Origin of the sequence: Pseudomonas guariconensis, assembly GCF_900102675.1 — a bacterium.
GTDB lineage: Bacteria > Pseudomonadota > Gammaproteobacteria > Pseudomonadales > Pseudomonadaceae > Aquipseudomonas > Aquipseudomonas guariconensis.
Genome location: NZ_FMYX01000016.1, coordinates 52191 through 65566 on the forward strand (window position 1 = coordinate 52191; position 13376 = coordinate 65566).

Genomic DNA, 13376 nt, shown 5'->3' on the forward strand with positions numbered 1-13376 from the left:
GGCCCTCTGGTGCGGTTCTTTCATGGGGAAGCCCGCGAATACCGCGCGTCAGATTCGCCGGTGTCTACACTAGGCCAGACCTTTTATCGTTGGATCCGGCCATGTCGACACTGTCAGCCTGGGACCGACACCTGTCGTACCGCCAGGTGCAGTTGCTGTGCCTGCTCGCCCTCGGCCTGCACCTGATCCCGCTGTTGCTGGCTGACTACCCGTACATGGACGACAGCTGGCGCGGGCATCTGGCCGGCAATGCCTGGGCAGTCGAGGGGCGGGTGATGAACGACCTGTTCTACGGCGCGCTTGGCTTCGGCCATGGGGCGCCGAACCTGTTCCCCTTGCCGCTGTTGCTGGCAGGCACGGCGGCCGCCCTGGCCCTGGCCCGCCTTGTGCGTCACTATTTCGTCGCTCCCACCGCCAGCGCGGTACTGGTGGTGCTGCCGCTGTGGTATCAACCGTTCTTCCTGCAAAACCTCTCTTACCAGTACGACGGACCGACCATGGCACTGGCGCTGGCCGCCTGTGTGCTGGCCATCACCCTGGAGCCTGGCAGCTGGCGACAGATACTCTGCGGCGCACTGCTGGTGGCGGTGGCGCTGGCTTTCTACCAGATCAGCCTGAACGTGTTCGCCGGGCTGTGCGGTGTGGAGGTCATGCGCCAGGTAATGCTGGGCAAGCGGTGCGGCCAGGTCTGGCGCCATGCGCTAGGGCGCCTGGGCCAGGCGCTGGGCGGTTGTGCGCTGTATGGGCTGACGGCCTATCAACTGATGACGCCCTTGCGCCAGGGCTTGCTGCCTGTCGAGGGGCCTTGGCCGTTCATCACTGTGGCACGGCTGGAGGTGATCGGCGAGCGAGTGGGGTTGTTGTTCACGCCGGGCACCACGTGGTGCTGCCTGGTGTTGATCGCGCTCGCGATCGTCGCGCTGGCCCGGCACCTCTGGCGTGTGCTGGACGGGCAGGGCAGCGTCGGCGCCCGGGTCGGCTTATGCCTGGCGTTGCTGGTGCCGATACCGGTGATTCTGCTGCTAATCCCCGGCATCACGTTGGTGTTCGCCGATTTCAACGATGGCGCGCGCACCTTGATGGGCCTGGGCGTGCTCATGCTGCTGGTGCTGCTGCTCGCCCATGAGGCGCTCAGTGAAATCCACCCGCGCCTGGGCTGGCTGCTGGTGATACCGCTGTTGTGCATGCTGTCGTTCGCCTTCGCCTACGGCCGCGTGCTGATCGTGCAGAAGACGCTGCACCAGGCCGTCACCTTCGCCCTGGCCCACGACATCAGCGCCCAGCCCTCGCTGGCCAGCGCCCGACGCTACTACGTGCTGGGCATCGACTCTGGCGGCCAGTGGTTGCCGGCCGCCAGTGGCTCGTTCAAGGCCATGCCGGCGCTGCGTTATGTGCTCAACATCAACTACCTGCTGCTCCCGGAAATGATGCCGCGTGTAGGCCTGAGCAACTTCGGCTCGCATCCGCCGCTGGACCGTCGACAGGTGCTGGCGCGTAGCCCGCAACCTGTAGTGCGGGGCAAGTTCTATGACATCCATGGGTTGGGCGATACCGTCTACGTGCTGATGAAAAAGCCCCGCGACCCCGAGCGCTACCGTTGGTGAACCTTCGGCGCTTCGCCCGCTATGGCGTGGTCGGCCTGGTCAACACAGGCGTGCACTGGCTCGTGTTCTTCGTGCTGCACCTGGTCCTTGGGCGCAGCCAGGCGCTGAGCAATGTATTGGCCTTTGCCGGGGCGGCGAGCCTGTCCTACCAGCTCAACGCCCGCTACACCTTCTTCGCCCGGCCAGGCGGCAAGCGCTACCTGTTGTTCCTGGCGGGTATGGGAGGGCTGAGCCTGGCCATGGGGGCGGTGTCCGACTGGGCGCGCCTGTCGCCCTGGTTGACCCTCGTGGCGTTCTCCACGGTCAGCCTGGTGGTGGGCTATAGCTATTCGCGCACTGTAGTGTTCAGACGGAGGGCGCCATGAACATTTCCCTGATCGTGCCGGTGTACAACGAGCAGGACACCCTGGAGCGCTTCTACCGCGCCGTGCGGCGCGAGCCGTCGTTGCAGGGCATGACAGTGGAGATTCTGTTCATCAACGATGGCAGCACCGATGGCACCGAGGCCATCTGCGCAGACCTGGCTATGCGCGATGAATGGGTCACGGTGATCAATTTCTCGCGCAACTTCGGCAAGGAGTCGGCGCTGTTCGCCGGGCTGGAGTACGCCGAGGGCGATGCCATGGTGCCGATCGATGTCGATCTGCAGGACCCCATCGAGCTGGTCGCGCAGATGGTCGAACGCTGGCAGCAGGGCGCCGACGTGGTCCTGGCCAAGCGCCGCGACCGGGCTGCCGATACGCCGTTCAAGCGCTGGAGCGCGCGGCTCTATTACCGCCTGCACAACCGCATCGCCTCGACCCACATCGAGGAGAACGTCGGTGATTTTCGTCTGCTCGACCGCAAGGTGGTCGCCGCGATCCGCCAGTTGCCGGAGCAGCAGTTGTTCATGAAAGGGGTATTGTCGTGGGTGGGGTTTCGCACCGAAATCATCGAGTACGACCGGCCGCCGCGGGTCGCGGGCAACAGCAAGTTCAGCGTCTGGCGACTGTGGAACCTGGCGCTAGACGGCATCACCTCGTTCAGCACCGTGCCCTTGCGGCTATGGACTTACGTAGGCGGTGGGGTGTCGCTGTTCGCGTTTGCCTTTGCGGTGTACATGGTGGTCGATAAATTGCTGTGGGGGACCGATGTGCCGGGATATCCATCGTTGATGACGGCCATTTTGTTCCTGGGCGGGGTGCAGCTGATCGGCATCGGCATCCTGGGGGAGTACATCGGGCGGATCTACCAGGAAACCAAGCACCGGCCGCGCTATGTGGTGCGCAAGGTCGTCGGCAGGCGGCGCAAGATCAGGTAGTGCGGCGCTGAGGCCTTCGTGGGTTCACCCGCGAAGGCCTCCTGAAACACGACTCAGCCCTTCCAGACCTGCGGGTTGACCAGGTCCCGAGGTCGCTCGCCCAACAGCGCCGCGCGCAGGTTGTCGATCGCCCGATTGGCCATGGCTTCGCGGGTTTCAGCGGTGGCGGAACCCACGTGTGGCAGGGTCAGGGCATTGGGCAGCGTGAACAGCGGCGAGTCGGCCAGCGGCTCTTTCTCGTACACGTCCAGCCCGGCACCGCGAATCGTGCCGCTCTGCAGCGCCTCGACCAGCGCCGCCTCGTCCACCACCGGCCCGCGGGAGACGTTGACCAAAAAGGCGCTGGGCTTCATCAGTTTGAGCTCGCGGGCACCGATCAACTTGCGCGTGGCCTCCGACAACGGCACCACCAGGCACACGAAGTCGGCTTCGGCCAGCAGTTGCTCCAGGCTGCGGTATTGGGCTCCAAGCTCCTGTTCCAGCGCGGGCTTGCGGTTGTTGCCGCTGTACAGCACCTGCATGTTGAAACCGAAGCGGCCGCGCCGGGCGATGGCGGCGCCGATGTTGCCCAGACCGACGATGCCAAGGGTCTTGCCATGCACGTCGCTGCCGAAATGAGCTGGGCCGACGGTGGCTTGCCAGTGGCCGGCCTTGGTCCAGGCGTCGAGCTCGGCGACCCGGCGCGCACAGCCCATGACCAGGGCGAAGGCCAGGTCGGCGGTGCTTTCGGTGAGCACGTCGGGGGTGTTGGTCAGGGCGATGCCGCGCTCGTTGAAATAGTCCAGGTCGTAGTTGTCGTAGCCGACCGAGACGCTGGACACCACCTCCAGCTTGCCTGCGCCCTCGAGCTGCGCCCGACCGAGCTTGCGACCGACGCCGATCAGGCCATGGGCCTGGGGCAGGGCTTCGTTGAACTGGGCGGCGATGTCACCGTGCTTGGGGTTGGGCACGATCACGTTGAAGTCTTGCTGCAGGCGTTCGGCCATGGCCGGGGTGATGCGGCTGAAGGCCAGGACGGTCTTTTTCATCGGGCTACTTCTCATGGCAAAAAATTGAAAGCTACAAGCTTCACGCTTCGAGCGGCAAGAAAAGCCGGGCGGCGTGGGCCTGGTTTTTCTTGCGGCTTGAAACTTGCGGTTAGCGACCGCTCTCGTGGATCTTCAGGTCCGCCTCGTGGGCGGCGAGGATTTCCGGCAGCGAGTTGCGCAGGTATTCGACCCAGGTCTTGATCTTGGCATCCAGGTACTGGCGCGAGGGGTAGATTGCGTAGAGGTTCAGCTCCTGCAGACGGTAGTCGGGCATGATCCGCACGATGCTGCCGTCGCGCAGGCCGTCGATGGCCGAATAGATCGGCAGCACGCCCACGCCCATGCCGCTGCGGATCGCCGTCTTCATGGCGTCGGCCGAATTGACCTGGAACGGCGAGCTGGTGATGTTGACCACCTCCTGGCCTTCCGGACCGTCGAACAGCCACTTCTCCAGCGGGATCACCGGGCTGACCATGCGCAGGCACGAATGCTTGAGCAGGTCGGATGGCTTGTGCGCGGTGCCGTGCTTGGCCACATACTCGGGCGAGGCGCAGACGATGCTGTAGGTGATGCCCAGACGCTGGGAGACGAAGCCGGAATCCGGCAGCTCGCTGGCCAGCACGATGGACACGTCATAGCCCTCGTCGAGCAGGTCCGGTACGCGGTTGGCCATGGTCAGGTCGAAGGTCACGTCCGGGTGCGACTCACGGTAGCGGGCGATGGCATCGACCACGAAGTGCTGGCCGACGCCGGTCATCGAATGCACCTTCAACTGCCCGGCCGGGCGGGCGTGGGCATCGCTGGCTTCGGCCTCGGCTTCTTCGACGAAGGTGAGAATCTGTTCGCAGCGCATCAGGTAACGCTTGCCCGCCTCGGTCAGAGCGATGCGTCGGGTGGTGCGGTTGAGCAGCCGAGTTTGCAGATGGGCTTCCAGGTTGGAGACCGCCCGCGAGACGTTCGCGGTGGTCGTATCCAGTTGCGCCGCGGCGGCAGTGAAGCTACCGAGTTGGGCTACGCAACTGAAAGCACGCATGTTTTGCAGGGTGTCCATGGGTCACTCTCAAGGTAGAGGACAAAATTGTGACATGAAGTAACCGAAACGGTCTTCAGACTAAAGCCGGATTATCACTGTTTTGGTAACAAAGATTCGCAGGAATATGCGCTTATCGCCAGTGCGACCGCCCCCTAGAATTGCCCGGCCTCTTCACCTCATCCTCGGGAAATCGCAGCTGTGCCGCGTCGCATCATCAGAGCGCTGAATGCGCTCAGTGCCTGTGCCCTTAGCCTCACCTTGAGCGGCTGTATCGGAACCTGGGGCATCGCCCCGCAAAGCAAGACGCTGCAAGCCAACACCCTGACCACCGACGACGCGATCCGCGAAGCTGCCACCGACGCCCATTGGCCGGCGCAACAGTGGTGGCGTGCCTATGGCGACCCGCAGTTGGACCGCTGGGTCGAGCTGGCCCAGAGCGGCAGCCCGACCCTGGCCATGGCCGCGGCGCGGGTGCGCCAGGCCAAGTCCATGGCCGGTGTGATCGAGTCGGCGGAAAAGCTCCAGGCCAACGGCCAGGCCACCCTCAAGCGCCACAACTGGCCGGAAGATCAGTTCTATGGCCCTGGCGCGCTGTCCGGGGCCAACACCTGGGACAACAACGCCGCCATCGGTTTGAGCTACGCCCTGGATCTCTGGGGCCGTGAGCGCAATGCCAGCGAGCAGGCCGTGGACCAGGCGCACATGAGCGTTGCCGAAGCCCGCCAGGCCCAACTGGAGCTACAGAACAACGTGGTGCGCGCCTACATCCAGCTGAGTCTGCACTTCGCCCAGCGCGATATCGTCCAGGCCGAGCTGGAGCAGCAGGAGCAGATCCTCGCCCTGGCCAAGCGGCGTCTGGACAGCGGCCTAGGCACGCACTTCGAGGTCAGCCAGGCCGAGGCCCCGTTGCCTGAAACCCATCGTCAGCTCGACAGCCTCAACGAAGAGATCGCCCTGACCCGCAACCAGTTGGCCGCCTTGGCTGGCAAGGGGCCGGGGGAGGGCGCGCAGATCCAACGCCCCACCCTGAGCCTTGGCGCACCGCTGAAGCTGCCGTCGAACCTGCCCGCCGAACTGGTCGGCCAGCGCCCCGATGTGGTCGCCAGCCGCTGGCAGGTGGCGGCCCAGGCTCGTGGCATCGATGTGGCTCACGCGGGCTTCTTCCCCAACGTCGACCTGGTCGGCAGTCTGGGCTTCATGGCCACCGGCGGTGGCCCTCTGGAGTTTCTCACCGGGCGCAAGTTCAACTACAACGTGGGCCCGGCCATCAGCCTGCCGATCTTCGACGGCGGTCGCCTGCGCTCGCAACTGGGCGTGGCATCGGCGGGCTATGACATGGCGGTGGCGCGCTACAACGAAACCGTGGTCGGTGCGCTGAAGAACATCTCCGACCAGCTGATCCGCCGCGAGTCGATGAAAGAGCAGTCGCACTTCGCCGCACAGAGCGTGGCTGCCGCGCAGAAGACCTATGACATCGCCATGGTCGCCTTCCAGCGCGGGCTGACCGATTACCTGAATGTGCTCAACGCCCAGACCCTGCTGTTCCGTCAGCAGCAGATCCAACAGCAGGTCCAGGCCGCGCGCCTGAGCGCCCATGCCGAGCTGGTCACCGCCCTCGGTGGTGGGCTACAGGCCGGCCAGGACGTACCAGACGAGCAACGCCAGGTGGCGCCGAAAACGCCTGCGACCCTGGCCATTTTCGACACGCCGAGCCACGCCGAATGAGCACATCGAGCCTGCCCCTGCGCTGGCTGCAGAGCCTGGAATGGCGCCGGGGCTTCTTTGCCTGGGCGCGCACCGACGGGGTGACCTGGGTCTACATCTTCAAGGTCCTGGCAGCCGCCTTCATCACCTTGTGGCTGGCCATGCGTCTGGAGCTGCCGCAACCGCGCACGGCGATGATCACCGTGTTCATCGTCATGCAGCCACAGAGCGGGCATGTGTTCGCCAAAAGCTTCTACCGGGTGCTCGGCACCCTGGCGGGCTCGGCGATGATGGTCGCGCTGGTCGCGCTCTTTCCGCAGAACACCGAGCTGTTCCTGCCCAGCCTTGCGTTGTGGGTCGGCCTGTGTTCGGCCGGCGCCATGCGCTACCGCACCTTCCAGGCCTATGGTTTCGTGCTGGCCGGGTATACCGCGGCGATGATCGGCCTGCCGGTGTTGCAGCACCCCGACCAAGCGTTCATGGCGGCGGTGTGGCGGGTGCTGGAAATCTCCCTGGGGATCCTGGTGTCGACCTTGGTCAGCGCGGCGATCCTGCCCCAGTCGGCCAGCGCCGCCATGCGCAACGCCCTGTACCAACGCTTTGGCGTGTTCGCCGGGGTGGTGGTCGAGGCCCTGCGTGGCGACAGCCAGCCGGACCGCTACGAAAGCAGCAACGTGCGTTTCATCGCCGAGGCCGTGGGCCTGGAGAGTCTGCGCAACGTCACCGCCTTCGAAGACCCGCACATGCGCAGGCGCTCGGGCCGGCTGGTGCGCATGAACAGCGAGTTCATGGCCATCACCACCCGCTTCAACGCCCTGCACAGTCTGCTGGAGCGCCTGCGCGCCCGTGGGCCGTTGCAGATCGTCGGGGCCATCGAGCCGGGCCTGGCGACCCTTGCCGAATTGCTCGACCCCTATGTGGGCCGCGCCCTGACCGACGCCGATGCGCTGCGCCTGACCCTGGAGCTGGCGGCCTACAAGGAAGGGCTGCAAGCCCAGGTGCGCGGCCTGCGCGCCGACTACCTCGAGACCGAGCCCAGCGAGTCGGACCTGCTCGACTTCCACACCGCCTTCGAGCTGCTTTACCGCTTCGTCGACGAGATGTACAGCTACGCCCAGACCCACGCCTCGCTCGCTGCCCACAGGCACGAGCGCGAACAGTGGGACGAGCCCTACGTGGCCCAGACCAACTGGCTGGTGTCGCTGGCTGCCGGCGTGCGTGCCTCGGCGGTGCTGTTGCTGCTGGGCAGCTACTGGCTACTCAGCGACTGGCCAAGCGGCGCCATGATGACGCTGATCGCGACAGTCACCGTGGGGCTGTCGGCTGCCTCGCCGAACCCCAAACGCATGTCGTTCCAGATGGCGTGCGGCACGATGATCGGCGCCTTCGTCGGCTTCTTCGAGACCTTCTTCGTCTTCCCCTGGATCGATGGTTTCCCATTGCTGTGCATGGTGCTGGCGCCGGTGTTCGTGCTCGGGGCGTTTCTGTCCTCGCGCCCGGCCTATGCTGGCTACGGGATCGGCCTGCTGGTGTTCTTCGCCATCGGCTCGGTGCCGAACAACCTGACGGTGTACGACCCCTACGTGTTCATCAACGATTACATCGGCATGGTCATCGGCATGCTGGTCTGCGCCGCCGCCGGGGCGATCATCCTGCCGCCCAACAGCCGTTGGCTGTGGAGCCGCCTGGAGCAGGACCTGCGTGAGCAAGTGCTATTTGCCATCACCGGTCGCCTGCGCGGACTGGGCTCGGCGTTCGAGAGCCGTACCCGCGACCTGCTCCACCAGGCCTACGGTTTGGCTGCCGGCCGGCCGCAGGTGCAGAGCGAGCTGATGCGCTGGATGTTCACTGTCCTGGAAATCGGCCACGCGATCATCGAGCTGCGCAAGGAACAGGTGCGCGCCCCGATCCACCCGGCCTATGCCGAAAGCCAGCCCTGGCGCCAGGCCATCCGCGTGATGGGCCGGGCCTTGGCGCGGCTGTTCCTGCAGCCCAACGCCAGCAACCACGAACGCGCCCTGGTGGCGGTTGACCATGCCATCAGCCGCGTGCAGGCCACCGACGAACCCTTCGCCCGGCACTTCGACACCTCGGTGTTGCGTCGGGTGCAGAGCTACCTGCATTTCATTCGTACGTCCCTGCTCGACCCCAAGTCGCCCCTGGCTCCGGCCAAAGGATTGCACCATGCCTCGTGAAATCGCCTTCCATGGCGTGTACATGCCCACCATGACCTTGATGTTCCTGTTCGCCGCAGGTCTGGCCTGGGGCCTGGACCGCTTCATCGCAAGCCATGACGGCTACCGCTTCTTCTGGCACCCGGCGCTGCTGCGCCTGTGCCTGTTCATCTGCCTCTTCGGCGCCATGGCGCTGTCTGTCTACTGGTGAGAATCCTTCGATGAAAAAATTCTTCAGCCTGATCGCCACCCTGCTGGTGCTGGCGGGCGCCGTGGTGATCGGTCGCCAGTTGTGGCTGCACTACATGACCACCCCCTGGACCCGTGACGGCCGGGTGCGCGCCGACATCATCAACGTCGCTGCTGACGTGCCGGGCTACGTGGTGGACGTGCCAGTCAAGGACAACCAACGCGTGAAGAAGGGAGACCTGCTGATCCAGATCGACCCCGAGCACTACCAGCTGGCGGTGGACCAAGCCAAGGCCCTGGTCGCCTCGCGCAAGGCCACGTGGGAGATGCGCAAGGTCAACGCCAAGCGCCGCGCCGACCTGGACAACCTGGTGATCTCCAAGGAAAACCGCGACGACGCCAGCAACATCGCAAGCGCCGCGCTGGCCGACTACCAGCAGGCCCAGGCCCAACTGGCGGCCGCCGAACTCAACCTCAAGCGCACGCGGATCATTGCCACGGTCGATGGCTACGTCACCAACCTCAACATCCACAAGGGCGACTACGCCCGCACCGGCGAGGCGGTGATGGCGGTGGTGGATGAGAACTCGTTCTGGGTGTATGGCTTCTTCGAGGAGACCAAGCTGCCCCACGTGAAGGTGGGCGACCAGGCCGAACTGCAGATGATGAGCGGCGAGCGCATCAAGGGGCATGTGGAGAGTATCGCCCGCGGCATCTACGACCGCGACAACCCGCAGAGCCGCGAGCTGATCGCCGACGTGAACCCGACCTTCAACTGGGTGCGTCTGGCCCAGCGGGTGCCGGTGCGCATTCATATCGATCAAGTGCCGGAAGGCTTTTTGCTGGCGGCGGGGACCACCTGCACGGTGGTGGTCAAGCCGAGCGAGGGCTGATCCGAATTCGGCATTGAGGCTCCTGACGCATTCGCGGGTTCACCCGCGAATGCGTCGGTGGCAGCACCGAGCCTGTTGGCTTATCCCGCCGCCCCGACCAACACCGGAACCTGCACCCGGTCGATCACCTTCGCGCTTATCGATGGATCCAGCAGCCGCCCGAGCCGCGACAGATGGCGGTGGCCCATGATGATCAGTTCGCATTCCAGCGCCCTGGCCTTGCCGACGATGGCCTCGACGGGCTCTGCGGCGACCATGCAGCCATGGCTGCTGAAACCTGCCTTGCGCAACGCACGTACCGCCGTGGCCACGGCCTGGTCTGCCAGGTGCTGTTCTTCGCAGGCGGCCGGATACTCCTGCTGTTCCTCTTCGGTGTAGGCCATCGGGTGATCGTGCACGGCGAAGGTCGTGTCGATGGCCAGCAGCACGTGCAGTTCGTGCTCGCCGGGCCGGCAGTGACGCTGGGCGAGGTCGAGCAGGGCGCTGGTGGCAGGGGAGGCGTCGATGGCGATCAGGACCGGGCGGGGCATGGAGGTTCCTTCGGTTCGGTGGTGGCCTTGTTGCGGGTTCACCCGCGAAGCTGTGCGCACCATTCTTGATCGTCCATCGCGTTGGATAAATGGCCCACCACGCACGGGGACATTGCGCCAGACGCAACCATCCGGCCTGATAAGATGTCCTTTCCCACAGCTGTCACGGAAAACGGCCCATGCAATTGCCCGACATGAACCTGCTCGTCGCCCTCGATGCCCTGCTCGATGAGGGCAGTGTGGTCGGCGCGGCGCAGCGCATGAACCTCAGCCCCGCCGCGATGAGCCGCACCCTGGGGCGGATCCGCGATGCCCTGGGCGACCCGATCCTGGTGCGCGCTGGCCGTGGCCTGGTGCCCACGCCCCGAGCCCTGGCCCTGCGCGAGCAGGTCTCGGCCTTGGTCGAGCAGGCCGGGCAGGTGTTTCGCAGTGGCGATGAGGTGGATCTGCCGAACCTGGAGCGGGCCTTCAACATCCGCACCAACGACCTGTTCATCGCCCTGTACGGCGCCCAGTTGTTGCGCATGATGCACGAGCAGGCGCCGCGCACGGTGCTCAGGTTCGTGCCCGAGAGCCCGGGTGGCGATGACGACAGCGTGCTGCGCGACGGGCGCACCGATTTGATCATCAGCTCGACCGTGGAGTTGGGTCCGGAGATCAAGGTGCAGAGCCTGTTTCACACCGAATACATTGGCCTGGCGCGCCGCGACCACCCGATCTTCGACGCCCAGATCACCCCGCAGCGCTTTGCCGCCTACCCGCAGATCAGCGTGTCGCGACGCGGCCGGGCTAACGGGCCGATCGATGTGGAACTGGCCAACTTCAAGGCTCAGCGGCGCGTGGCGCTGATCACCCCGAGCTTTCATTCGGCGATGTTCTCGCTACCGGATTCCGACCTGATCCTGCCGATGCCGGCCAACATCCTCAACAGCGTGAACAAGCTGGGCCTGCCGCTGCGCTCGTTCCAGATCCCGCTGCCGCTGGAGCAGGTGACCGTCATGCAGGCCTGGCACCCGCGCTTTCAGAACGACCCGGCCCATCGTTGGTTGCGTCAGACGCTCAAGGCCTGCTGCAGCGTCGATCCCTGACGGGGCCATTCGCGGATCAATCGGAGCGACGATCACCGCAGATTCATTAGGCGCGGGTTCAGCCGTGACCACGGGCGCAGCCCGTGCCATGCGCCGCGTCGTCTGATTTCGCGGGTAAGCCCGCTCACACAGGGGATATGTGGGCGCGGCGACTCCCCCCTAACAATTGTGTCGATTGCGTCTGGTGCAACATAAAACTGCCAATAAGTCAGTTTTCGTCAGCATTCGACCTTCTTAGACTTCCCTCCTGCCTTGAATTTGTTGCTGGAGATGTCTGTCCATGAGTTCCCTGTCCGCGCCTTCCGCCGTGCCTGTCGCCGCTCCGGCGCCTGCAGCACCGGTGCAGACGGCGTTCGGCCTGCGGGTGGTGGTCGGGCTGTTCGGCGTGTTGTTGGCGGTGCTCTGCGCCGGACTCAATGAGGCGGTGACGAAAATTTCCCTGGCCGACATCCGCGGCGCCATGGGCATCGGCGCCGATGAAGGCGCCTGGCTGCTGGCGGTGTATTCGGCCGCCTCGGTCTCGGCCATGGCCTTCGCGCCTTGGATGGCCGGCACCTTTTCCCTGCGCCGCTTCACGTTATGCGCGACCGGTCTGTTCGCCGTGCTAGGCCTGGTCCAGCCCTTCGCGCCCAATCTGCACAGCCTGATGCTACTGCGCATCGTCCAGGGCCTGGCATCGGGGGCCTTACCGCCGATGCTGATGACCGTGGCGCTGCGCTTTCTGCCCCCGGGTATCAAGATCTATGGCCTGGCCTGCTATGCCCTGACCGCGACCTTCGGCCCCAACCTGGGCACGCCATTGGCGGGCTTGTGGACGGAATATGTCGGTTGGCAGTGGGCGTTCTGGCAGATCATCCTGCCGTCGGGTCTGGCCATGTTCTGCGTGGGCTGGGGCTTGCCCCAGGACCCGCTGCGTCTGGAGCGTTTCAAGCAATTCGACTGGCGGGGCGTGGTGCTCGGCCTGCCGGCCATCAGCTGCATCGTCCTGGGCTTGTCCCTGGGCGATCGTTGGGGCTGGTTCGATTCGCCGCTGATTTGTTGGCTGCTCGGTGGTGGCGTGCTGCTGCTGGTGCTGTTCATGTACAACGAATGGTCCGAGCCACTGCCGTTCTTCCAGCTGCGCCTGCTGACGCGGCGCAACCTGAGCTTTGCCCTGGTGACACTGGCCGGCGTGCTGATCGTGCTCTCGGGCGTGGGCAGCATCCCTTCGGCGTACCTGGCGCAGATCCAGGGCTATCGCCCGGCGCAGACCAGCCCGTTGATGATGCTGGTGGCCATGCCGCAACTGATCGCCCTGCCGCTCACGGCAGCACTGTGCAACATCCGTGCGGTGGACTGCCGCTGGGTGCTGGCGCTGGGCCTGGGGATGCTGGCGGTCTCCTGCGTGGGCAGCAGCCTGCTGACTTCGCAATGGATCCGCGGCGACTTCTACCCCTTCTACCTGCTGCAGGTGTTCGGTCAGCCGATGTCGGTGCTGCCGCTGCTGATGCTCTCCACCAATGGCATGACGCCCCAGGAAGGCCCGTTCGCCTCCAGCTGGTTCAACACCGTCAAGGGGCTGGCCTCGGTGATCGCCACCGGGCTGCTGGACGCCCTGGGCACCGTGCGTCGGCATTTTCATTCCAACCATCTGGTGGACAGCCTGGGCAACGCGCCACTGGTCGATGACCAGGCGGCAGGCCTGGCCCGGCGCCTCCACGAACAAGCCCAAGTGCTGACTTCGGCCGACCTGTACCTGGTCATGGCCGGTGTCGCCGTGGCCCTGATCTGCCTGATTCCTTTCGTGCCTACCCGGATCTACCCACCGCGTGCGGTGGCCTGACGCCTGGATGA

12 protein-coding genes are annotated in these 13376 nt (G+C 65.2%); 9 read left to right on the forward strand and 3 right to left on the reverse strand.

The annotated features are described in order from the left end of the window. The first annotated feature begins 101 nt into the window (after positions 1–101). From BLS27_RS21805 to BLS27_RS21815, 3 genes are read left to right on the forward strand one after another with little or no spacing between them, the layout of a single operon-like run. Positions 102–1604 (forward strand): glucosyltransferase domain-containing protein, encoded by a 1503-nt coding sequence (locus BLS27_RS21805; RefSeq protein ID WP_090346831.1) that lies wholly within the window; start codon positions 102–104, stop codon positions 1602–1604. Next, positions 1601–1969: a GtrA family protein gene (locus BLS27_RS21810; protein WP_306106463.1), complete on the forward strand. Its 369-nt coding sequence runs from the start codon at positions 1601–1603 to the stop codon at positions 1967–1969. The genes BLS27_RS21805 and BLS27_RS21810 overlap by 4 nt, the downstream gene beginning before the upstream one ends. Further along, positions 1966–2904 (forward strand): glycosyltransferase family 2 protein, encoded by a 939-nt coding sequence (locus BLS27_RS21815; protein ID WP_043207384.1) that lies wholly within the window; start codon positions 1966–1968, stop codon positions 2902–2904. The genes BLS27_RS21810 and BLS27_RS21815 overlap by 4 nt, the downstream gene beginning before the upstream one ends. 53 nt (positions 2905–2957) lie before the next feature. On the opposite strand, the gene BLS27_RS21820 is transcribed toward BLS27_RS21815, so the two are convergent. Continuing rightward, positions 2958–3932, reverse strand: a complete 975-nt coding sequence (locus BLS27_RS21820) for a 2-hydroxyacid dehydrogenase (RefSeq protein WP_043207386.1) — start codon at positions 3930–3932, stop codon at positions 2958–2960. Positions 3933–4041: 109 nt separating this feature from the next. Then, positions 4042–4983, reverse strand: a complete 942-nt coding sequence (locus tag BLS27_RS21825; RefSeq protein ID WP_043207389.1) for a LysR family transcriptional regulator — start codon at positions 4981–4983, stop codon at positions 4042–4044. 180 nt (positions 4984–5163) lie between these two features. Here BLS27_RS21825 and BLS27_RS21830 point away from each other — a divergent pair, with 180 nt between their 5' ends. From BLS27_RS21830 to BLS27_RS21845, 4 genes are read left to right on the forward strand one after another with little or no spacing between them, the layout of a single operon-like run. Beyond that, a complete protein-coding gene (locus BLS27_RS21830; protein WP_090346832.1) occupies positions 5164–6690 on the forward strand; it encodes an efflux transporter outer membrane subunit in 1527 nt (508 codons plus the stop codon). After that, the gene (locus BLS27_RS21835; protein ID WP_043207393.1) at positions 6687–8864 is read left to right on the forward strand and encodes an FUSC family protein; all 2178 of its coding nucleotides are present in this window, start codon (positions 6687–6689) and stop codon (positions 8862–8864) included. Before BLS27_RS21830 ends, BLS27_RS21835 begins: the two co-directional genes overlap by 4 nt. Next, complete coding sequence (locus tag BLS27_RS21840) at positions 8854–9054, forward strand: DUF1656 domain-containing protein (protein WP_043207396.1); 201 nt, start codon at positions 8854–8856, stop codon at positions 9052–9054. The genes BLS27_RS21835 and BLS27_RS21840 overlap by 11 nt, the downstream gene beginning before the upstream one ends. Positions 9055–9064: 10 nt before the next feature. Continuing rightward, the gene (locus BLS27_RS21845; RefSeq protein WP_043207398.1) at positions 9065–9925 is read left to right on the forward strand and encodes an efflux RND transporter periplasmic adaptor subunit; all 861 of its coding nucleotides are present in this window, start codon (positions 9065–9067) and stop codon (positions 9923–9925) included. An 80-nt stretch (positions 9926–10005) separates the two neighbouring features. On the opposite strand, the gene BLS27_RS21850 is transcribed toward BLS27_RS21845, so the two are convergent. Continuing rightward, positions 10006–10455 carry a universal stress protein gene (locus BLS27_RS21850; RefSeq protein ID WP_090346833.1) on the reverse strand — a complete coding sequence of 150 codons (450 nt, stop codon included), beginning with the start codon at positions 10453–10455 and terminating at the stop codon, positions 10006–10008. A gap of 179 nt (positions 10456–10634) precedes the next feature. Between BLS27_RS21850 and BLS27_RS21855 the strand changes: the two genes are divergently transcribed. Both BLS27_RS21855 and BLS27_RS21860 read left to right on the forward strand, forming a co-directional pair. Further along, positions 10635–11543, forward strand: coding sequence for a LysR family transcriptional regulator (locus tag BLS27_RS21855; RefSeq protein ID WP_043207404.1), 909 nt, complete (start codon positions 10635–10637; stop codon positions 11541–11543). A 280-nt stretch (positions 11544–11823) separates the two neighbouring features. After that, a complete protein-coding gene (locus BLS27_RS21860) occupies positions 11824–13365 on the forward strand; it encodes an MFS transporter (RefSeq protein WP_043207406.1) in 1542 nt (513 codons plus the stop codon). Positions 13366–13376 lie beyond the last annotated feature (11 nt).

Bases quoted from the DNA above. Each gene is read 5' to 3' on its own strand.
- BLS27_RS21860 (WP_043207406.1), top strand. From the start codon at position 11,824: ATGAGTTCCCTGTCCGCGCCTTCCGCCGTGCCTGTCGCCGCTCCGGCG.
- BLS27_RS21835 (WP_043207393.1), top strand. From the start codon at position 6,687: ATGAGCACATCGAGCCTGCCCCTGCGCTGGCTGCAGAGCCTGGAATGG.
- BLS27_RS21845 (WP_043207398.1), top strand. From the start codon at position 9,065: ATGAAAAAATTCTTCAGCCTGATCGCCACCCTGCTGGTGCTGGCGGGC.
- BLS27_RS21855 (WP_043207404.1), top strand. From the start codon at position 10,635: ATGCAATTGCCCGACATGAACCTGCTCGTCGCCCTCGATGCCCTGCTC.
- BLS27_RS21805 (WP_090346831.1), top strand. From the start codon at position 102: ATGTCGACACTGTCAGCCTGGGACCGACACCTGTCGTACCGCCAGGTG.
- BLS27_RS21820 (WP_043207386.1), bottom strand. From the start codon at position 3,932: ATGAAAAAGACCGTCCTGGCCTTCAGCCGCATCACCCCGGCCATGGCC.
- BLS27_RS21815 (WP_043207384.1), top strand. From the start codon at position 1,966: ATGAACATTTCCCTGATCGTGCCGGTGTACAACGAGCAGGACACCCTG.
- BLS27_RS21825 (WP_043207389.1), bottom strand. From the start codon at position 4,983: ATGGACACCCTGCAAAACATGCGTGCTTTCAGTTGCGTAGCCCAACTC.
- BLS27_RS21840 (WP_043207396.1), top strand. From the start codon at position 8,854: ATGCCTCGTGAAATCGCCTTCCATGGCGTGTACATGCCCACCATGACC.
- BLS27_RS21850 (WP_090346833.1), bottom strand. From the start codon at position 10,455: ATGCCCCGCCCGGTCCTGATCGCCATCGACGCCTCCCCTGCCACCAGC.